The 21382-nt window shown below is 59.0% G+C and carries 17 protein-coding genes; 2 read left to right on the top strand and 15 right to left on the bottom strand.

Annotation, left to right across the window (positions count from 1 at the left end):
* The first annotated feature begins 150 nt into the window (after positions 1 to 150).
* Positions 151 to 732, top strand: coding sequence for a helix-turn-helix domain-containing protein (locus BLR63_RS07160; protein WP_010563007.1), 582 nt, complete (start codon positions 151 to 153; stop codon positions 730 to 732).
* 143 nt (positions 733 to 875) lie between these two features.
* Positions 876 to 1166, top strand: coding sequence for a chorismate mutase (locus BLR63_RS07155; protein WP_010563008.1), 291 nt, complete (start codon positions 876 to 878; stop codon positions 1164 to 1166).
* A 159-nt stretch (positions 1167 to 1325) separates the two neighbouring features.
* Here BLR63_RS07155 and BLR63_RS31090 read toward each other — a convergent pair whose 3' ends face one another.
* The 15 genes from BLR63_RS31090 to BLR63_RS07085 form a co-directional block, all read right to left on the bottom strand.
* Positions 1326 to 1958: a hypothetical protein gene (locus BLR63_RS31090; RefSeq protein ID WP_130926050.1), complete on the bottom strand. Its 633-nt coding sequence runs from the start codon at positions 1956 to 1958 to the stop codon at positions 1326 to 1328.
* Positions 1959 to 2025: 67 nt separating this feature from the next.
* Complete coding sequence (locus BLR63_RS07150) at positions 2026 to 2727, bottom strand: transposase (protein ID WP_010563009.1); 702 nt, start codon at positions 2725 to 2727, stop codon at positions 2026 to 2028.
* A gap of 245 nt (positions 2728 to 2972) precedes the next feature.
* Positions 2973 to 3404: a hypothetical protein gene (locus BLR63_RS07145; RefSeq protein ID WP_078833270.1), complete on the bottom strand. Its 432-nt coding sequence runs from the start codon at positions 3402 to 3404 to the stop codon at positions 2973 to 2975.
* Between the two features lie 18 nt (positions 3405 to 3422).
* Entirely contained in the window at positions 3423 to 11249 is a 7827-nt protein-coding gene (locus tag BLR63_RS07140) for a two-partner secretion domain-containing protein (RefSeq protein WP_010563010.1), read from the bottom strand.
* 33 nt (positions 11250 to 11282) lie between these two features.
* Positions 11283 to 13004: a ShlB/FhaC/HecB family hemolysin secretion/activation protein gene (locus tag BLR63_RS07135; protein ID WP_010563011.1), complete on the bottom strand. Its 1722-nt coding sequence runs from the start codon at positions 13002 to 13004 to the stop codon at positions 11283 to 11285.
* A 186-nt stretch (positions 13005 to 13190) separates the two neighbouring features.
* Positions 13191 to 14255, bottom strand: a complete 1065-nt coding sequence (locus BLR63_RS07130; RefSeq protein WP_010563012.1) for a 2,3-butanediol dehydrogenase — start codon at positions 14253 to 14255, stop codon at positions 13191 to 13193.
* A gap of 368 nt (positions 14256 to 14623) precedes the next feature.
* Positions 14624 to 15691 carry a hydrogenase expression/formation protein HypE gene (gene hypE, locus BLR63_RS07125; RefSeq protein WP_010563013.1) on the bottom strand — a complete coding sequence of 356 codons (1068 nt, stop codon included), beginning with the start codon at positions 15689 to 15691 and terminating at the stop codon, positions 14624 to 14626.
* Complete coding sequence (gene hypD / locus BLR63_RS07120) at positions 15688 to 16824, bottom strand: hydrogenase formation protein HypD (RefSeq protein WP_010563014.1); 1137 nt, start codon at positions 16822 to 16824, stop codon at positions 15688 to 15690. Before hypD ends, hypE begins: the two co-directional genes overlap by 4 nt.
* On the bottom strand, positions 16821 to 17054 hold the full coding sequence (locus BLR63_RS07115; protein WP_010563015.1) for a HypC/HybG/HupF family hydrogenase formation chaperone: 234 nt from the start codon (positions 17052 to 17054) through the stop codon (positions 16821 to 16823). Before BLR63_RS07115 ends, hypD begins: the two co-directional genes overlap by 4 nt.
* Positions 17045 to 18208 (bottom strand): Kae1-like domain-containing protein, encoded by a 1164-nt coding sequence (locus tag BLR63_RS07110; protein WP_010563016.1) that lies wholly within the window; start codon positions 18206 to 18208, stop codon positions 17045 to 17047. Before BLR63_RS07110 ends, BLR63_RS07115 begins: the two co-directional genes overlap by 10 nt.
* Positions 18201 to 19214: a hydrogenase nickel incorporation protein HypB gene (hypB, locus tag BLR63_RS07105; RefSeq protein WP_010563017.1), complete on the bottom strand. Its 1014-nt coding sequence runs from the start codon at positions 19212 to 19214 to the stop codon at positions 18201 to 18203. The genes BLR63_RS07110 and hypB overlap by 8 nt, the downstream gene beginning before the upstream one ends.
* Before the next feature lie 23 nt (positions 19215 to 19237).
* A complete protein-coding gene (locus BLR63_RS07100; protein WP_010563018.1) occupies positions 19238 to 19585 on the bottom strand; it encodes a hydrogenase maturation nickel metallochaperone HypA/HybF in 348 nt (115 codons plus the stop codon).
* The gene (locus BLR63_RS07095; RefSeq protein WP_010563019.1) at positions 19578 to 20660 is read right to left on the bottom strand and encodes a HoxV; all 1083 of its coding nucleotides are present in this window, start codon (positions 20658 to 20660) and stop codon (positions 19578 to 19580) included. Before BLR63_RS07095 ends, BLR63_RS07100 begins: the two co-directional genes overlap by 8 nt.
* On the bottom strand, positions 20657 to 21160 hold the full coding sequence (hybE, locus tag BLR63_RS07090; RefSeq protein ID WP_010563020.1) for a [NiFe]-hydrogenase assembly chaperone HybE: 504 nt from the start codon (positions 21158 to 21160) through the stop codon (positions 20657 to 20659). Before hybE ends, BLR63_RS07095 begins: the two co-directional genes overlap by 4 nt.
* Positions 21147 to 21377, bottom strand: coding sequence for a rubredoxin (locus BLR63_RS07085; protein ID WP_010563021.1), 231 nt, complete (start codon positions 21375 to 21377; stop codon positions 21147 to 21149). Before BLR63_RS07085 ends, hybE begins: the two co-directional genes overlap by 14 nt.
* Positions 21378 to 21382: the final 5 nt, after the last annotated feature.

The following is a 21382-nucleotide window of genomic DNA, read 5'->3' as shown; positions in this document are numbered from 1 at the left end:
CACTGCTTCCTTACTGTCGACATTGCCGTAACCTAAGCCGAAGTTCGCCGATGCTGCCTCGGCAAAACGAACGATATAATGAATTAATGACTACTATAATGAACGCAGCACCAAAGAGCGTCAACCAGTTACGGACGATCTATAAAACAGATGACCGACATAACGAACACTCCACCAAGAAATAACCCGAGCCGAATCGATCTGCTAGCGCTTTCAATCAAACGCGAACGCTTGGCCGCCGGACTTTCCTTGACCGAGCTGGCGAAGCGCGCCGGGGTGGCTAAGTCGACCTTGTCTCAATTGGAGTCAGGAATCGGTAACCCCAGCATCGAAACCTTGTGGTCGCTGGCGATGGCAATGGGTTTGCAAGTCACCCGGTTCTTCGAGCAACCCCAACAGCCGTTGCGGGTGATTCGCGCCAACGAGGGCATGACCACCTACGCCGAGACCGCCAATTACGCAGCGACACTGCTTGCCGATTGCCCGGCGGGAGTACAGCGCGACATCTACCGCCTTAAGGTGCAGCCCGGCGAAGTTCGGCTGTCTCAGCCTCACCCACCGGGAACCGTAGAGCACGTTGTGTTGTGCAGCGGCAGCGCCCATATTGGCCCGGCGAGCGGACCTGTGTTGCTGAATGCTGGCGATTACATCAGCTATCTGGCGAATGTGCCCCACGTGTTCGAAGCACTTGAGGTGGACACTACGGCGGTGATGGTGATAGAGCACTCCTGAGGTGGGTGCCATTTTCGTTCGCTCGTGTATCACGAGCGAACTGAGGGGCAACATTGGGGCCTATTTGAAATTTTCCTAACTGAAAATATTGTTCTAGGCCCAGTCAAATCCGAGTTCTGGCGCTTAAAGTGGAGGTAACCTGCATGAACGGTGATGAGTTGGGGCAATTGAGGACGGAAATTGACAGTTTGGATGAAGAGCTCATCAAGATTCTCGCGCTGAGATTTATCGCTACAAGCAAGGTTGGCATTATCAAAGCAGCAAAGAGCTTGGAAGCTGTCGACCCTTCTCGCGAGGCCATACAAGCACAAAGATATTCCGTTCTAGCTGCACAGTACGGGGTTAGCATCGAACTGATTCAGAAAGTCTTCCGAACTGTCATAGACGAAGTCGTGGCAAATCACCAAGCCATCCGAGAAAGCACATTGAAGTAGTCTGGAATGCAACAAATGTAGAAGTCTCGATAAGTTGGCACCGATCGTGCTCCTCCTATCTTTGCGTCGCCACTTCAAAAGATTAAAGCCACGAACTCACTTACACACTACCTCTTTGCAATAGAAGACCTCAACTACATATATTAATCCGCCCACATATTAACGACTCGCACAGGAGTTCGAACTTACAGATTGAACAGACCTTATCGATTCACCACCTGTTATTTCGCTCACTACAACTTTGCACACGGTTGACATTAAATTAGTTTTTTCAAGCTCTAGCTTTACCTCATAATCCTTACCTTCCACGGGAGTCAAATAGGCCGAATCAGGGTGACACCAAAATCTACCAGAATCAGATACTGCCAAGTAGTTCATCACAAATACCGTAGGCTTTCCGGCAGGCACTACATATTCGTTATAGCCTAACCGGTCCGCCTTGACTGATTCAGTGGTTACTGTCGGAGGCACTCCAATGACTCTATTCTTATAATCCTCCTCCATCATCCCCAACAAATCAGCACGCCGCCATAATATGTATGTTTTGGTGGGCGTACGATCTCTAAAGCCCTTAAAGCCTGCATCATTTTCATTTTTTATTTGATGGGTTTGCTCGCAGTTTTCAAACGACTTATATCTACCCGTGACCTCGGGCGAACTGAATACTCTGACGCGAGAATTGAACTGAGGATCATATTTGGCTTTTTCAATTTCGTTATTGACGTTTGTTTTCTGATAACTGCAGCCTTGAATCAGGAAAGCCAAAAGAGTGACACCAAGAGTTTTGTTCACGTTATGCTCCAGCAAGTCTATAAAATAAATTTGTATCAGGACCCAAAGCGACCAAAAGGGGACAGATTTATTTTCCCAAATTCCCGCTCGGCCGGCCCTGTCCTCGTTGCTCTATCCGTACACCAACAATCCGCTCCACCTCATCCACGAAACGGCTCGTCCCCGTCAACTGACCTCGCTGCAAAGCATCGCGTATTAACCTGATCTCATCCGCTGGAACAGCTTGGCGTACGAACTCCTCATACCGATGACAACGCTCCGTAGCTGTATCACCCAGAGCAACAAAGCATGGATCAGCGTCCAGCCAATGGCCGTCTGGCACATCACCTACCCGGATTCGATAGCTTGACCACGGATAATCCGCAGCATCCGACACCATACGAGCTCGTACAGGATTCAATTCGATGTAACGACAACAGGCAAGCAAGTAAGAGTCCGACTGCACCACACTGGATTTGTAACGGCTTTCCCAAAAAGTGCCTGAACGTCCCTCCAATCGATTGCGGTAGCGCGTCGCACGTGCAGCTAGAGCCTTCATCAACTGCCCCAACCCAGCGACCGACTCCCCCGGAGCCAGCAACAGATGAACATGATTGGTCATCAGACAGTAGGCGTAGACTTTTACGCCAAATGCATCCTTAAGCTCGTGCAGATCTGCGAGGTAGCGCTGATAATCCTCTGAAACGGCAAACACCACCTGACGGTTATGACCGCGTTGTACGATATGGTGTGGGTAATTCGGTAAAACAATACGTCGCATCCTGGGCATATTTGACTTCTCCTCCGTGGAAGCTTTCAGCTTAGCAAAAAATCAAAAAATAAATCTGTCCCCTTTTCCAACGTCAAATGCCTCCCCAGTTTTAAAACTTTTACCTGTTACGGCACTTCCTTGAAGAATTGGCTCTACATTCTCATAGCCAGCGCGAGCCAAACCCTCTCGCGTATCTGTGCCAAAGCGCACAAAATCGTCTGCACTTGAAAAACCTTTTGGAATTACAGCCCCTTTTGCACCAACTAAACTTCTATTTTACATGGAGAAATCTCGCCATCCAAATATTGCATCGTACCCTCTACAATCGACAAGCATTCATCAGACTCAATAACACTAAGTCCATAACCACCAAAATCCAGATATACCCCAACGCAACCTTCGTCAACATTCTTAATTCTGTACTCGTACACGGCCAAAATTTCTAACCCTAAAAAATTATCTAGACCGTTTAACGATCTAATCGGGTAGGCAAAATCATCACTAATTTCTGACAACTCTAGCAGTCCCGGCTCTGAATTTAGCACTGTAAATTTTGATACGCCCTCGCTAATCGTTAGCGATACCCATCCTGTAATAGACATTCTAAAAAACAGCACCAAAAATTCACAAACCAAATCTCTACTCATAAAAAAAGAACGAAATCTGATATCGCACAAAACTTCATTTATCAGCATAGACTCTCACCCCCCACATTAAAACTTCGATGATTTCTCTGGAATTAATGTATCAAACTCATATTTTCCATCCGGCAGCACCCTTAAGCTTACGGTGCTATTAGTCTTAGAGCTGTATACATGAACGAGATCGTAATTACCTCGAACGGTTGAGCTGGGAATTACTGGACTCACAGATGTAGCGTTCTCTAGGGTTTCTTTAACCGTTGCCTTAGCCTGGTCTACACCAGTCCTACTTGCCTCATAGGGTAAGCGCCCCTCACCAATTTTTGCTCCCAGCTTTTTATTGAGGTTAGTCGATTGTGATGCAAAGAAGTCATCTACCTCTCCCAAACCTGGAACCTTCTGGATGCCTTTTGCACCACCACCGCTTTTTGCCGCATTAAAAGCCGCAACGCCCAATCTAACTGCAACGACAAGCTCTGCTGCACGCTCAGGAGAAAGCCCAAGCTTCGTGGCCAAAAGCTCAGCAACTGTACCCGATGTAACGCCCGCTAAGTCATTCTGAAAGCCATAATTTTCGGCAATCAGCATGTTGAGCATGTTGGCAACCGCAGGAGGTGCAGTGGCGGCCATGTCCTTGAATTTTGCCGAGGCCACCTCAGCTTCGTTGACGAGTGTCGAGATACGTGCGCAAGCGTTTTTGTCATTTGCGCAGGCCACATAGGCTTGGGCCGTCTGCTCAGCGCTCAGATCGTGATATTTCGTATAAGCATCTTCCGCGCATTTTGTGTCGTTACCGCACCCCAAAAGCTCCTTGGAAGCCCGCTCCAGATCCGAGTGGCTCAAATAGTTGTACTGCGTGGCATTCGCAGCGATGTTGGCCGCGATTTCCGGATCCCCTCCCGTCACTACAGCAGCCAGAACACCCAACAGCTGAGACATCGCCATCAAGTTGACTTGAGCCTGCTGATTGCCCGGTAGGTTGGGGTTGTAGTTACCCGGCAGTACCAGGCCTGCGAGGTATTGCACCATTGCTTCGTTGGCACCGCCTGCCAAGGCGCCTGTCTGGAAGTCGCCGCCCATGGCCATCGACTTCAGGCCACCGAGCAAAGCATGGGCCGCAATTTTGGTGGGGCTACCGTCGACTCGATTAATTTCACCGATCTGATTGGCGGCCACGGCACCGGCGATATTGATTACAGCCCCCAACAAATTGTTGGCAAAATTATCGCCCAAACTGCCGCCGTTGATCGCAGTCTGGACCAACGTATCTGCCCCGGTTTTGAGAACGACCTGGCCTGCGCTGTTCCAATCGAGACCCAACTTTGTCGGGTCATATCCAAGGGTGCCAGCGATCCCGCCCATAAGGCCGGAGACGACGTAGCCTTTCATTGCGTCTTTGCTGGTGATGTCTTTGAACGTGCTGGAAAGATTACCTTTGTTACTGATCATGCTATTGGCAGCGTTGTTCATCACGGCGGCCAACACGGTGTTTGCGAATCCAGCAGTAAACGTGCCTGCTGATGCCCCTACCAACCCGGCGCCCAGGCCTGCGCCACCTGTAACAACCGCCAGTGCAATCGCCAAGATAACTTGAGCCGCAGGCCCAAGGCCGGAATGGGAATATTTGAAGCTGGTATGGATTTCTTCGACCCGGCGCCAATCCACATCCCCACGCTTCTCCGCCTCCGCCAGCCATGCCAATTGCGGGTCGGCGGCGACCATGGTTTCGATAACCTGGTGGACGGTCTGCTGGTTGACCTTTTTGATATCGATTTTCAAGCCATCAACAGCTTTGATGACCAACTCGCCTTGAGCAATCATCTGAGTTTGACGCACGGTCTCGTCGGTATGCCCCTTACCCGACATTGAGGTCCAGGCCATGCTGTTGTTCGATTTCTCGTGCGTCTCTTGATGCAGGTCCTTCACTGCTTCAAAGGTTATCGAGCCGCCACTGTCCAGGGTCAAGTCCTTGCCACTGTTGAGCTTGGCAACCTGGTACCGCTGATCCCCAACGCTGACCAACGACAGATCGCCCCCGGTCGTGATCTCACTCCCAATGTTCTTCACATCAGTCACTTCATCACGCTGGGTCTTCTTGCTGCCCCAACTGCCCTTCTTTTTCTCATCAAACAGCGAGTAGTCGCTGTTCTGTGCAGCCAGCAACTGAAGCTTATCCCCGGCAGCCAAGTAGGCTTCGTCACCCGCTGCGATGCGACTGGCAATCATCGTCAGATTTTTGCCCGCATTTAGATCAACATTGCCACCAGCGGTAATTTCAGCCTTGACCTGACTAATATGATCTTCCTGAATCGTGAGCTTCTTACTCTTGTATAAGAAGTGCTCTTCATTCGCCGCAGAACTGATGGTGGCGTTCTCGACCGCATCCATCTTGATGTCGCGTTTGGCATCGATGTGGCTGGCGACGACGTTGAGATCACCTCCAGCTTTTACCGATATGTCCCTCCCGGAGCTGATGCTTGCGCTGTATTGAGTGGTAGTGCTGCTATTTCGGTTGACGCCGCGATCCAAGCTATTGGTGGTCTGCGCGGAGACTATGTTGACGTCACGACCGGCGTTTAGAACTACGTCACGACCGCCCTGAAATGCGCCACCGATGTTATTGATATCTCGCCCCGCCGAAATATTCAGGTCGTTGGCCGACTCGACGCGAGCCGCGCTGTCGACGTAGTCGTTGCGAACCTGATCTTTCCCATAAGCAATCTGCGACGAAGTCACCGTGCGCTCGTTTGTTACATCGCCTGTGAGCGCCGTTAACGCCACATCCTTACCGGCGATAACGCCGCCCGCCTTGTTGGTGAGGTCCTTGCTGGCCAACAGATCCAGTCGCCCGCCCGCCTGCATCAACCCACTGCTGACCATGTCCTGGCCCGCGATGGCAGACAGGTTATTGGTGGCTTTCAACGTACCGGCATTGGTCAGGTTTTTGCCGGCGATCATCGTCAAATCAGTGCCTTGAATCAGCGCCCCATTAGGTGCCAGCCGATTATTGACCTGCGCCATATACAACACCGGCACCAGCACCTTTTCACCATTCACTTCATGTTCTTCAAGCCAAACGATGTCGTGAGTCAGCGCCGCGACTTGTTGCGACGTCAGGGTCACGCCAACTGCGAGGTTGAGTTCATTCTTGCTCGCGATGGCGTTGTTCATCAGGTACTTGAACTGATCCTCATTGGAGGTCTGCCCATCGATGAAGGCTTGGCCGGTACGAGCGACCACAGCTTGCTGTACCAGTCGTTGTTCATAGAGCCCGTCACCGAGGCGCTTGGCGCTGGTATCGGGGTCGTAGCCAAGGCGTGTGAGCAAGTAGTCCGAGCTCATGAATTGTTTGAGGTCGGTGAGTGCGGGGTTGGTTTCGATCAGGTACTTCGGCGGCTTGACCGCCATCACGCTACTGGGGAGGCCTTGCACGCCCACGATGTGGCTGACGGCCGCACCCGAGGTGTCCTGGGCGTTGAGTCGGAACAAACCGTTTTGACCCGTCGGCAGGCTGAAACCCGGCAATGCAGTTGGGTCAACTTGCAGTTGTGCCAGGTCCGGCGGCAACTGGCGGTTAAGCAAGACGGTTGACGGTTGGGTCACGCTGAAAACGCTGGTGTTCGCTGACCGCTCGTCAACAGCAGTCGTGGTTTTCTGAACCACCAGATTGCTGATGTCGTTACTCGCTGAGACTTTGGAGGCACCGCCAGCCTGGATGATGGCCGGTGCAGCCGCTTTGCCATCGGCCTGTACCGTCACAGGGTCGTTGATGCCATAAAACAAGGAAGGATCAAACTTCGCGACCAGTTGACCAAACGCCACAGGATCAAACGGACCCGAACTCGGATGCTGGTTGTTATAGGTGCGTACATCACTCATCAACCGGTAAAAGTCACTCCCCGAAACCCAGTTACCGGCGCCCACCTCGTGACCGGATGTGCCCGACGCGGAAAGAGCCGCCTGGTTGGTGATGTTGGTGCTGGTGATGGATAGGTCGTTTGCCGCCGACAGCAGGCTGTATTGGTTGAGGACGCTTGTGCTGTTAACCGTGAGGTTGTGCCCAGACACAAATGTGGCCATGGGTGAGTCAACGCTCACGGTGCTTTCAACTGTTTTGTAAATGAATACCGGGCCACGCACACGTGGACTTTCAGGGCCATCACAGTGTTGTACGCAGGACATGGTCATGAAGCCGCCTACGACCACCTGCTCCATGCTGAATTTGTCACGTTGGTTAACGAAGCTTGTGACGTCGACATTGATATCGCCACCGGCTTCGATGCTGCCGGAGCTGTTCTCCAGGCTTTGGCCTGAGCTGCCTGGCGTCGTGCCCGTCACAATCAGATTGCCGAGGGTGTAGATGTCGGCGTAGCGATTTTTGAGGTTAACCGCCTGGAGGCTCATATTCCGACCGCTGAATATGAAGCCGCGGCTGCCGTCTTCGGCCTGATCGTTGAGGATCGTTTCAGCGTTGATCACCAGGTCTTGCGATGCCGCCAAGGCACCGTAATTGGCGAGGCCGGCGGCGGTCACGGTCATATCGCTGCCAGAGGTCAATCGACCGTAGTTGTTCAATTGGCCGATGACGTTGACCTCGGTTTTACCGCCGCCCGTGATGCTGGCGGGAGCGCCAAGGTCCAGCTGAGCGGCGTTCATTTTAAGCTCGGCCAGGCTGCTCATCCGACCGCTGCCCGAGTAGGCACCGGTCAACTTCAGTCCCAGCGTCCCATCGCTGCCGACCACGCCGTCATTGACCCAGGTATCGCCTGTGCCGAGAAACGCCGTCGACGCCAGCAATTGCCCGGTGGCGGTTTGTGTGAAGTCCTTAATGTTGACGTTGAGCGTGCCGGCCTGAATCACGCCGCTGTTGGTCCAGCTGTCAGCATCCAGGGTCAGGTCACCGCCCGTGGTGAAGTTGCCGCCGGCGTTCATTACATCGCTGCTGGCCAAACCAAAGTTGCCTTTGCCGGCATGCACGATGCTGCCACCAGTGTTCAGCAAACTGCCGCTCGTGAGGCTGATATCGTTGTTTGCCGTCTCCAGCATGCCGCTCTGGTTATTCAGCCGCCCACCAATCTGGAAGCGGGTGATGCCAGTGTTGCCGAGTGCGCGCAGTTTGCCGGTCTGGTTGTCGATGCTGGCCGCTGTGATCGTTAGGGTACTGTCGCTTTCGATAATGCCGAGTCGGTTGTTCAAATCACCGTCGAGGGTCAGGTCGATTTTCTGGCCGGAGATTTGGCCACCTTTATCGCCGCTGTTGTCGAAGTTGTTGCCTGTGACGATCACGCCCTGCTTTGCATAGAGCCCGCCCTTGCGGTTGTCGAAGTCAGCAGTTCGGGTGTCGATCAGCGCGTCGCCGTCTTGTGCAGCGATACGGCCGCCGTAGTTGTTGATGCCCGCCAGCGCACGGATATCAAGGGCCCTGGCCTGAATCGTGCCGCCTTTGTTGTCGAGGTCATAACCGTTTTTGAGCACGCCCGTGATGCGCGCGGTGAACGCGTTTTGCAGGCTGGACAAGGTACCGCCACGGTTGTCGACGTGATCGGCCGTGACACTCAGCTCGCCGTCCTGGGCGATGATCTTGCCGTCGAGGTTGTCGATGTCGCCGCTGGTTTTGAGTTCGAGCGCGGTTTGACTTTGCAGCGTGCCTTTGGTGTTTTCTACGCTCGCAGCCTGCAGGTTGAGGTTGGCGTTCTTGCTGTAGATCAGGCCGCCGTCGTCGTTTTGCACTTTGCCGCTGGCCGTCAACAGCAACTGACCGTTGGCGGCAACGGTGCCGCCTTTGCGGTTATCCAGGCCGCCGGTGAGCAGGGTCATCATGCGCTGGCTGGCCAATTGGCCGCCCTGATTATTCACCTGATCGGCGCGCTTCAGCAGCAGGTCCCCAACGCTGGCGAATGTGCCGCTGGTATTGGTCAGGGTGCCCAGCAGGTCGAGGGTGGCTGCGTCGTTGGTGGCGATGCTGCCGTCGGTGTTGTCCAGATCGGTACCGGTGACGGTCAGGCCGAGTTGGGAGCTGATGGTGCCGCTGACGTTGCGCAGCGTCATTGCGGCTACAACAAGCGACTCTGCGCTGTCGATCTGGCCCTTGTCGCTGTTATCCAACACACCGTTGACGGTGAGCGTCTGCCCTGCCCCGCTGGACAGGCTACCCTGCCGGTTATCGATGTTGTCCGCGCTGACCGTCAGCGCTTTTTGGCTAACCAGCGTGCCTGCGTTGCTGTTGTCCAGGTCGCCGCTGAGTTTGACGCTGATTTCGCCGTTGAGGCTGGAGAGCTTGCCGTGGTTGCTGTTGTCGAGCTTGCCGCCTTTGACTTCAAGGCCCTGCAACCCAGAGATCAGGCCCAGTTGGTTAAGCACCTGATCGGCTTTGATAGAGAGCGTTTTCTCGCCGATCAAGCTGCCGTTATCGCTGTTGTTGAGGGTGCCGCCAGTCAGCCGGATACTTGCCTTGCTGGCGATTTCACCCCCGCGGTTATCCAGGTCTGCGCTGACAATGCGCAAGTCGCCCTGGCTATAAATTTTGCCTTGGGCATTGAGGAGATTATCTGCGTTGATGCGGGCCGTATCAGCGCTGAGCACCTTGCCGCCATTGCGGTTATCCAGCGTACCTGCGGTAATTTTCGCGAGACGTTGTGCGCTGACAATACCGCCGCTGTTATCCAGGACTTGATCCACCGAAACACGCACGTCATGGCTGGCAACCACACTGCCGTTGTTACGCATGTCGTGGGCGCGGATCTTGATATCGCCCGTGGTATTGCGGGTGTTGTCGTCGTTGACGCCCGCTTCGATGATCGCGTTGTTGGTCAACTGCCCCTGGGTACGAAGTTCGATCTGGTCACGAGCCGCGATGTTTTGCTGAATACTCAGTGCATCGCGGGCCTGCAAATTCACGCTACTGCCATAAACCGTTCCCTGCATATCGGTACTGGCAGCTTTGACGGTTACTGCTCCAGTGGCAGCGAGCTGCGCAACGGTCAGGTTGCCGTTGGCGTCGATCTGAATATCGCCACCGCTGGCAGCCATTTTCCCATCGAGTTTTACCCCGACCCCGGCTTCGCTACTCACCAGCTTGATCGCCCCGGCGTACATCCCGCCCAATGCCGACGAGTCGATCGCCAGTTGCGGTGCAGTGGCCGGGTCGGCGGCACGCGCGGTAGCCTTGAGTGTCTTGGCGTCGACGTCATTGGCACCGGCAATGAGCGTCAGGTTCTTGGCCTGGATCTCCGCATTGAGCTTGGCTGAGCGGGTGATGATTTCGAAGCGGTCGATGTTGTTGGCGTTAAGGCCGGCGCCTTCGATGGCGACATTGCCTCCGTCGACTTGGTAACGGTTGAGCTGGCCGTTTTCAATCACAGCTTTACCGGTGGTCAACGTCGCCTGCGGGGTGTTGATGAAACCGCAGCCGTTGCAGGTGATGCCATAAGGGTTGGCCACGATCACATGGGCCGCCTGCCCCGCCACCTCGGTATAGCCGCGCAACTGGCTGGGGCTGCCGCCGTTGACCTCGTTGAGGATCACGCTGGCCGCCGTACCGTTGAGGTTCTGGTTGCCGAGGATGATTCCGCCCAACTGCGTGGACTGGGTGCGGCTGGTGGCGTTGTTGAGGATCACGCCCTGCTGGCCGACGTTGTAATCACTGAATTGGTTATGGGACAGCCCGCTGCCATTCGGCGCTGCGATGTTGACGATAGGCACGCCGTTGCCCGCCTGACCGAGCGTGGTGCCCGGCGCGCTGACCACAATCCCGTCCGCCTGGGCCAGCAACGGTTGCCAGAACATTGCGTTGGCCAGTACCAGCGCCAACCCGCGTTTGGGCAAGCCCAGGAAGACGGAACGGTTTTTCAAGGTCGCAGAAGGCTGGCGCGCAAGAAAGGCGAGTTGGCGAACGTCCATGTCGGTCTCGATGCCCGAGGGGGCGGTAAAAATTTAAAGAAAGAAATCCAGGCGGAAATAGATCGGCGCTTCACGTTCAGTGATCGGCCCCGGGCGTTCCAAAGAGTGTGCAAAGGTCACCGTGGCGGCGACGTTCTGGCCGTGGGCAAACAACTCCACCGAGTTGCTGGTCATGCGCCCGTGCTGTTCGGCGTTGTAGCGGCCGTGGCGAATCACGCCCTGGTCGTAGCCGAGGCTGGTGCCGTATTCGCTGAATACCGGCTGCATCCAGGCCCAGGTCACCGGGCGGCTCCAGCGCAGGTCGTTGCGCCAGTAGCCGCCGCTGTCGCCAGACAGGCTTTGATCCTTGTAACCGCGAATCGATGACTGCCCGCCCAGGCTCATGCGCTGCGGGCTGAACAGCACGTCTTCGCTGCGCTGGCCGGTCATCAGGCTGCTGAAACTGAACGACTCGCCCCACAGCTTGAAGGGGTACAGGTAGCTCACGGTCGCGGTGTATTTGCGGTAGCGCGCATCGGCCTGGCCGGGGCCCGGGTTGTGGTTGGCCTGGGCGTCGAACGCGCCAATGCCGTCCTGCACGCCCAGGTCGATGTTGAGGAACGAACCGCCAATGCGTCGGCCATGGTTGATGCCAAACTGGGCTTCGCTGAGGCGGTTGCTGCTCAGGGCGAGCTTGCTGTCTTCGATGAAGTTGTTGGTGCGCAGGTAAGCCACGCCGGTGCTGAGGGAGGTTTTGCTCAGGGCGTCGCGGTGAATCACGCGCTCCAAGCGCAATTGGTGGTTTTGGCTGTCGCCCGACTGCTTGAAATTGAAGCCACTGGCCTGGGCGAGCGAGCGGTATTCGGTTTCGCTGTAGCTGTAATTGAGGGTCCACCAGCCGAACGGCACGCTGTAATCGAGCGTCGAATTGCGTGAGGTTTTCTGGTGGTCGCTGACCGCATCGTGGCCGCCACGTAGCGACAATTGGTCCGCCAGACCCAGCGGGTTATCCCAATCCAGGCTGGCGCCCCACTGCTGCTCGCCAGTGGCCCGTTGGCCGCCGTTGTGGCGCGACAGGCCGACGCGCCAGGGTTTCTGCGGGGTGTTTTTCACCAGCACTTCGCTGCCGCCCACTTCTTTGCCGGGGGCCAATTCCATCTGCGCCTGGTTCGATGGCAGGCGGTTCAGTTGGTCGACCATCTGCTCGATCTCGCGCAGGTTGAGTAGGTCGCCTGGTTTGCCTGGGAAGCTCATAAACAGCTGGCGGTCGGTGATGCCGCTGCCTTCGGCGCCCTTCATGCCTTCCAGACGCCCTTCCACCACCTGCACTTTGAGATTGCCGCTGGAAAGATCTTGCTGTGGCAGGTACGCGCGGCTGGTGACCAAGCCTTTGGCCAGGTAGCAGTCGGTGATGACCTTGAGTAATTCATTGAGCTGCGGCACGCCGAGGCATTGGCCGATGAAGGGTTTGAGCAGACTGGCGCGCTCGCCTTCGGACAGTGCGTCGGCGCCGGTGAGTTCGATGGTTTTGATGGCGAAGCAACGGGTGTCAGCGGGCGCCGCCGGCTTGGCGGGAGCGGCGGCTTTGCCGGGCAGGTCCTTGAGTTCGTCGAGGCGGCGTTGTTGCTCCTCGAGCAGGCGATCCTGGCGATCGCGGATCAGGTCGGTGACGCCTGGCGTGTCCTGCGGCGTCGCGCCTTGAGCCGTGCCGGCGAATCCCAGGCAAAAAAAAGCGGACAGCAGGCAGAGCCAGGTCCGGTGTACCGAACGCCACATGTCTAGATCCCTCTACATGGCCTTGTGCCATCAATGGAGGGTGATCGTATAGTGACGCTTTAGTGGCGTCAATAAAGTGTATTAATTTGTTCCAGCACTGAATCGACAAACTCATCAGGCACTCGGCCGCTCCTCTATCCTGCTCGTCAGCAAGGCGTGGAGCGACCGAGTCGGTCACCGCTGGCCTCAGACTCGAGCGGGTGACACGATAATTTTCACGTTGTGCTCCTTGTTTTTGACCAGTTCCTCGAAGCCCTGCCCCACGATCTGTTCCAACTGAATGCGCCCCGTCACCAGCGGCGTGATGTCCAGCCGTCCATCGGCGATAAACGCGATCACGTCAGCGAATTCGCCGTTGTAGGCCAGCGCGCCGAGTACCTGTTTTTCCGTCGACACCAACTCGAAGAAGTTGAACTCGCTGGGCTCCTCGAAAATGCCCACCAGTACGCACTTGCCGGCCTTGCGGATCAGGTCGATCGCGAGCTTGGCCGTGTGTTTGTTACCGATGCATTCGAAACTGACATCCGCGCCGAGCCCGCCCGTCAGGCGGCGCACCTCGGCCAGCACATCGCATTGATTGGGATCGAGCACATGGGTCGCCCCCACTTCATGGGCCTTGGCTTTGCGCGCGCCGGACATTTCCAGCGCGATCACCTGCGCCGCGCCCGCCGCCTTGGCGCACATGATGGTGCACAGGCCAATGGTGCCCGCGCCGACCACCACCACGTTTTGCCCGAGCAGGCTGCCGGCTTTTTTCACCGCGTGCATGCCCACCGCCAACGGCTCGATCAGCGCCCCAGCCTCCGCCGGAAAGTTCGCCGGTAACTTGTACAGCAGGTTGGCGGGCACGTTGACCAGTTCGGCGAAGGCACCGTTGTTCATCAGCCCGGTGAAGGCCAGGTTCTCGCAAATGTTGTACAGCCCGTGGGTGCAGTAGTAGCACGTGCCGCAATGCTGGCATGCATCGGCCGCCACCGGTTCGCCGACGCTGAAACCCTGCACGCCGGCGCCGAGTTCGACGATCTCGCCACAAAACTCATGACCCAGAATGCATTGGCCCTTTATCCCGGTCAGCGGATGCGGCGCATCAACCGGGATGAATACCGGCCCAGCCACGTACTCATGCAAATCGGAGCCGCAGATGCCGCACCACTGCACGCGGATCTGCACCCAACCAGCGGGTGGCGAAACCGGCAACGGAACATCTTCGACACGAATATCGTTACGGCCGTGCCAGACAGCGGCACGCATGCTGCGTTGCGGAGTGAGCGAAAGGGTCATAGCAGAATCTCCTTGAACCGGTTGGGCCTGGCGCCCCGCAAGCGTCTGTCGGGAGAGGCGTCAGTGCGGTTGCACGAGGTCCAGAACCAGCCGCTTGGGCAGGACATCGGCCACCACTTTTTATTATTGGATTGCCAGTCAGGCTGGTTGCCAGAACTAGAGCAAGGCCGATGCCAGGTCCGCTGAAACACGCGCCCGGCCCTTTCCTAGAGCGCTCGCTGGCCAGCCGAGGGGCGCCGGGACCGAGTTCGGATGAGACGCTGGATGTCAGCCTGCATGAGGCTGCGACGAGACGGTGAGACGTTGCGTCTCACCGCCAAACTCAAGGTTTCAAGCGCTCAGCAGATTCTCGGCAGTTGTTCGCCGGACAACCAGTCAACCACCCTGCGTCCGCCGAATCGGGTCTGCATCTGCACGAAACCGTGGGCGTCCTCGAGGACCGTGCCGATACGCACCGCCTGTTCGCCCAATGGGTGGCGGCGCATGCAGTCGAGCAGCGGCTGGGCGTCGTCTTCGGCGCAGATGGCGATCAGTTTTCCCTCGTTGGCGATGTAAAGCGGGTCCAGGCCCAACAGTTCGCAGGCGGCTTCGACCTGGGGCTGCACGAGAATCGCCGCTTCGTCCAACAGCATGCCGACGCCGGACTGGCCGGCAATTTCGTTCAGGGTGGTCGCCAAGCCGCCTCGGGTCGGGTCGCGCAGTACGCGCAGGCCGGGAGCGACCGCGAGCATCTGCGCCACCAAGCCATGCAGGGCGGCACTGTCAGAGAGGATTTCGGTCTCGAACGTCAACCCTTCTCGCTTGGACATGATCGCCACGCCGTGTTCGCCGATGCTGCCGGACACCAGGATCGCATCGCCAGGGCGTGCGCGATGCCCGCCGGTGTCGACCCCCTTGGGGATAATGCCGATGCCGGTGGTGCTGATGAACACACCGTCGCCACTGCCCCGCTCCACCACTTTGGTGTCGCCGGTGATGATCGGTACGCCAGCTTCACGGGACGCGCGGCCCATCGACTCGACGATGCGCTTGAGATCGGCCAGGGCAAAGCCTTCCTCAATGATGAAACTGGCGGAGAGATAAAGCGGGCGGGCGCCGCCCATGGCGACGTCGTTGAGGGTGCCATGCACGGACAAGCTGCCAATGTCGCCACCGGGAAAAAACAGCGGCGACACCACATGGGCGTCGGTGGCCATGACCATGCGTTCGCCAGGTTTGAGTTCCGGGCTGAAGGCGGCGCCATCGTTGCCCTGACGCAACCACGGGTTGTCGAACGCCGCCACGAACAGCTCTTCAATCAATTGCGCCGAAGCACGGCCGCCAGCACCGTGGCCCATATCGACCACGCCGTCGCGAAAATTGAGGGGGCGGACATAACCGCGTTTTACGGGAGAACCGCCGCTCATACTGCAACCACCTCGATGTCTTTATAGCGCCCATAGGCATAGTGAGCGGCGCAGGCGCCTTCGTTGGAGACCATACACGAACCCATGGGGTTTTCCGGGGTGCAGACGCTGCCGAACAGGCGGCAGTCGGTGGGCTTTTTCTGCCCGCGCAGGATCGGTCCGCATTCGCAGGCTTTGTTGTCGGCCACGGCGCGGTAATGCAGGTCGAAGCGTTTTTCGGCATCGAAGGCGGCGAATGCCGGGCGGATGCGCAACGCGCTCAACGGCACCTCGCCAAGCCCGCGCCATTCGAAGCTTTCACGCAGTTCGAAGATCTCGTCCATCAATGTCAGGGCGGCGCTGTTGCCGTTGCGGCCCACGGCGCGGACGAACTCGTTTTCGACCTCGGCGCGCCCGTCGTTGACCTGGCGCACCAGCATCAGAATCGCCTGCATGACGTCCAGCGGTTCAAACCCGGCAATCACCACCGGCTTGCGGTATTGGCGCGCGAACTCGGCGTAGGGTTCGGAGCCAATGATGATGCTCACATGGGCCGGGCCGACAAAGCCGTCCAGCTCCACTGCCGCCGCATCTTGCTCGGGGGCGGCAAGGATATGCTCGATGGCCGCCGGGGTCAGGACATGGCAGCACAGCACGCTGAAGTTTTTCAGGCCACGGGCGGCCGCGTCGCGGATCACCAACGCGGTCGGCGGCGTGGTGGTTTCGAAACCGATGGCCAGGAACACCACCTCACGCTCGGGGTTGGCTTCGGCGATTTTCAGCGCATCGCTGGGCGAGTAGATCATGCGGATGTCCGCGCCCTGGGCCTTGGCGCGCTGCAGCGACAAGCCACCGGATGCCGGCACGCGCAGGGTATCGCCGTAGCTGCACAGGATCGCCCCGTGCTCCAGCGCCAGCTTCACCGCCAGGTCGATACGCCCGATCGGCAAGACACACACCGGGCAGCCGGGACCGTGGATCATGCGCACATTGGCGGGCAGTAAATCGCTCACGCCATAACGCGAAATCGCGTGGGTATGGCCGCCACAGAACTCCATGAAACGGTATTGGCGTTCAGGCTGGACTTCAGCGCGGATGCGTTCGGCAATACGTTGTGCCAGTTCGCCGTCGCGGTATTCATCGATGTACTTCATAGGGCTTCCGGTTGCAGGCGGTCCAGCTCTTCGAACATTGCCAGGGTGCGCTGGGCTTCTTCGGGGTCGATCAGGCCAAGGGCATAACCGACATGGACGATCACGTAGTCGTCGATCTGGGCGTGCGGCACCAGCGCTAGGGAGATTTCCTTGCGGATACCGCCCAAGTCGACGAGTGCGTTACCGCCGTCGCGCAATTCGATCACGCGGGCGGGAATGGCTAGGCACATGCTTGAGGTTCCTCCAATGGCAGAGCGGGTTGGCGCTGCGGGTCACGCCAGTGCGCGGCAACCCAGGCTTGGCCGAGGGCCAGCCCGGCATCGCCGCACGACACGGCCTGCGCGCTGAAAACCGCCAGGCCCATGGCGGTCAATCGTTGCGTGAGCCGGGCACTGAGCAGGCGGTTGGCGAAGCAACCGCCCCCGAGCAGCACCGGCAGCGTGGTGGACTGGCGCTCGATCCAGTCGGCGAGCGCGGCGGCCAGCGTCAGGTGAAACAGGGCCGCACCTTCCGCGCCGCGCCCGCTGTCGGCGAGTTCGAACAAACGGGTCAGCAGCCGTTGCAGATCGAGCACACCGTCGGCGCGGATATGCCACAGGCCGTCGATGGCTGGCTCGGCATGGACCGCCAGGTATTCAGCGGCCAGACGCTCCAGGGCAATGGCGGCTTCGGCCTCGAATTGTTGACGGACACTGATGCCGAGAATCCCGGCAGCGGCGTCGAACCAGCGTCCGGCACCGCTGCTCAGCGGGCAGTTGAGATTGCGCGCGAGCATGTGCGCGACCGTCTGGGCGCTTTGTTCGCCGACCAACGGCCCGAGCCGGGTGAGGATTTCAGCGTCGCGCCCCAGCAGGTGCAATGCCGCAGCGGCCAGGCGCCAGGGTTCACGGGCAGCCACATCGCCGCCGGTCAGCGGCAGCGGCAACAAATGGCCGAGTCGGCGCCAGGCATCGCTGGCCACCCACAGCAACTCGCCGCCCCAGGCTGCGCCGTCGCTGCCAAGGCCCACACCGTCCAGCGCCAGGCCGAGTACCGGCCCGTCGAGGCCATGTTCGGCCATCAGCGCGGCAATGTGCGCGTGGTGATGCTGCACCGCCACGGCGGGCACCTTGAGTTTTTCCGCCAGCGTCACCGCCAGTTGCGAGCTGTAGAAATCCGGGTGCAGGTCGTGGGCGATGGCCTGGGGCGTGACTTCAGCACACGCCAACAGCGCATCCAACGACGCTTCCAGCTCCAGGCAGCTTTGCGGGTCGCCCAAGTCACCGTGCAGCGGCGACCACAGCACCTGATCGCCTTGCAACAGGCAGGCGGTGTTCTTCAGCCATGCGCCACAGGCCAGCACCGGCGGCCAGACCGCCGCGCCGGGCAGTTTTTCGCTACGCATGCGGGGCCTCCACCTGACCTTTGAGGCGGGCCAGTTCGGCTTCCAGTTCGGCGATGCGCGCGGCGCGTCGATCAACCTCGGGCGCGCCGGCCAGCAACCAGTCGAGCCAGGCATCCAGCCCGGTGCCGTCGCGGGCGCTGAGCTGGATGATCTGGATCTGCGGGTTGACCTGTCGCGCGTAGTCCAGGCAGCGCTGCACGTCGAAATCCAAGTGCGGCAACAGGTCGATCTTGTTGAGGATCATCAGGCGCGCGGCGGCGAACATGTCCGGGTACTTGAGGGGTTTGTCTTCGCCCTCGGTCACCGACAGGATCGCCACTTTGCCCGCCTCGCCCAAATCCCATAGCGCGGGGCAGACCAGATTGCCGACGTTCTCGATGAACAGGATGCCGGCCGGTTCGCTGGCGTCATGGACGGGGTGGCTGTGTTGATGCTGTTGAGTGTGAACGTGGGCGTGAGGCTGCTGCTCGACGGGGCTGTGCACATGGGGCTGATGGGCGTGACCGGCGGCATGCAACGCTTCATGCAGCGGCAGGCGGCTGTACGCTTCGGTGATCATCCGCGCATCGAGGTGGCAGCCTTTGCCGGTGTTGATCTGGATCGCGGGTACGCCGGTTTCGCGGATGCGTTCGGCGTCGTGACGGGTTTGCTGATCGCCCTCGATCACCGCCAGCGGCAAGTCGGCGCGACGTTGACGCAGGGCCATGAGGGTGCTGCACAACAGGGTGGTCTTGCCGGAACCGGGGCTGGACACCAGATTCAGGGCCAGTATGCCGTGGGCGGTGAAGTTTTCCCGGTTGCGTGCGGCGTGCCGGTCGTTTTCGCCGAGGATGTCTTGCTCCAGGCGGATGGTGCGGGCCTGGCTCATGCCGGGCACTGAAACCCGCGCTTGGCCGGTGCCGTAGTGCAGGTCGCCGGTAGCGTCGACCCGCACATCGCTATCGGTGGCTGGCGCTTCGGTCTTGTCGTGTGAATGCCCGGTTCCGCAACCGCAGACGACGCACATGGTGTACCTCCAAAATAAAACGATTAATGATCCTCGACCTGCAGGTCGAGGATGCGCAATTCAGTCCCGCCGGTGGGTTGCAGCCAGAAGCCGCCGCACTGCGGGCAGCCGGCGCCGCGCTCGATCAGCGCCACGCTGATGGCGCAATCCAGGCACCAAGCCTGGCCCGGGGGTTGTTCAATATCGATGTGCGCACCGGCCAGCAAGGTGCCTGGCGCCAGTGCTTCGAGGGCGAAACGCAGCGCCTCGACTTCAACGCCGGCCAACTGGCCGGCTTCCAGGCGCAGGCGGCTGACCCGTACGAACGGATCACGCTTGGCCGCCGCTTCGACGGCACTGAGAATGCCGCCCGCCAGACTCACTTCATGCATGAATAATCTCCTCGCTCGGTGCTGCTTCAAGTTCGAGGGTGAAGCCGATGCACGGGTCGAACGCCGCGATCAACAGTTCGGCGCGACGTCGGGTGCGCGAATCGCCGGCTGACATCTTCGCCAAGCCCTGGGCCAACGTGCCGTGGGGATGAAGGTTCCATTCGGTCGGCGCGATGACCTGATAATCGCTGATCAACACACCGGCATTCATTCGCTCCAGACAAACCCGGTGCAGCAACAGGCCGCGCGACGTTTCGCTCCAGGCCAACGCCTCATCGGGCCCCAGCGCCAAGGCACCGAATGCCAGGCCAGTGGGCTGTGGCAGCGACAGCCGCGCCAGCTCGGCCAGACGCGCCCCCAGGCGCAGCCAGACGCTGGCGTAACGTTGTGGGTCGGCCTCGCGCTCGCGGGTCCAGCTGCCCGTCTCACAGGGTAGTCCCTCGACCAGCGGATGCAACGCGAAATCGCTGGCATCTCGCAATTGTTCGGCCACTACGCGCAGCGCCTGAGTGTTGCCGGCCAGTGACAAGGCTCGCACCGGCAGTTGCAGGGCGTGAGCATCATCGCGGCAGTCGGCCAGGGCGTGCGCCAGCCAGTGATCGCTGCGCTGGCTCCAGGCATCGAGCGCGCTGAACGGGTCGGCGTGCCATTGTTCAAGCCAGTGCGCCAGTGGTTCACCCAGCCAGGCCTGCATCGCCTGTTGCGGGGTGTGCTCCCAGGCATGCAATTGGCTGAGATCGGGGCGCATCGACGGGTTACCCAGCAGCCGCGGCCATTCGAGCAGCATACGTCGCACATGTTCGCGGCGGGTTTCGGCCTCCAGCATGCGCCGGGCCTCCGGGTCGATGGGCGTTTCGCCGTGCAATGCGGTGTGGACGGCCAACTCTGCGGTCAAGCGATGCGCTTGCCCGCACAGGCTGTAGAGCAACGGCAAGTGATGCGCAGCGGTCTGTGGCGGCTGGCCGCGCAACAAGGTCGCAGCCAACGCCGGACGCCCGCCGACAAGGGCGGGCTGCTGACCTGGACGCACCCGCAAGGATCCGCCGAGCCGCGTCAGGGTTGCCGTGGCGGTCATTGTGCGCCCCCGGACACGCGACCGAACAGCAAGCCACGGCGGCTGATGGCCGGGCGTTCGGCTGGAGGTTCGGGCGCGTCCCGCAACAGCGCCAGCACCTGTTCGGCGGTTTGCCGGGCCGCGTCCTGATCGGCGAATTCAAACATCGGTGAAAACAGCGAACAGCTCTCGTAGCCACCAAGGCCTTCGCCGTCCGCGCCAATGAAGGTCAGGCGCTGGCCGCCGAATTGATGTTCGCCTGACGCCCCCGGGGCCAGGAGTGCTCCGGTGTTCTCCGGCAGCCAGACCAGGTTCATGAACCAGGGGGTGATCAGAATACCGAGCACGCCAGTGGCCGCATTCTCCCCGGCGATCTGCGCGCTGAAACCCACCGCCTCGACCACCAGTTGTTGATTGAGAAACGGCAACCCGCGCATGCGCGTATCGGCGATGTCCTGGAAGTGTGCGCACAGGGTCTGCGCCTGTTGCGCCGGGCCGTGTTGCCACTCAGACAGGTTCATCGATCACCATGAACTGCTCGGCATCGCCATCGCAGTTCGGGCAACGCCAATGCTCCGGCAATGCCGAGAACGGCGTGCCGGGCTCGATCTGCCAGACCGGGTCGCCTTCGCGCGGGTCATATACCCACCAGCAGATTTTGCATTCCAGGCGAGTGGCGTCGCTGATCCGCGCGTTGTCGCCGCCGTAGCTGCCTTCGAAGCTGGTTTTTTCGTTCATCGCGG

Origin of the sequence: Pseudomonas extremaustralis (assembly GCF_900102035.1) — a bacterium.
Taxonomy (GTDB): domain Bacteria; phylum Pseudomonadota; class Gammaproteobacteria; order Pseudomonadales; family Pseudomonadaceae; genus Aquipseudomonas; species Aquipseudomonas extremaustralis.
This window is presented reverse-complemented; position numbering and strand designations above follow the sequence as displayed.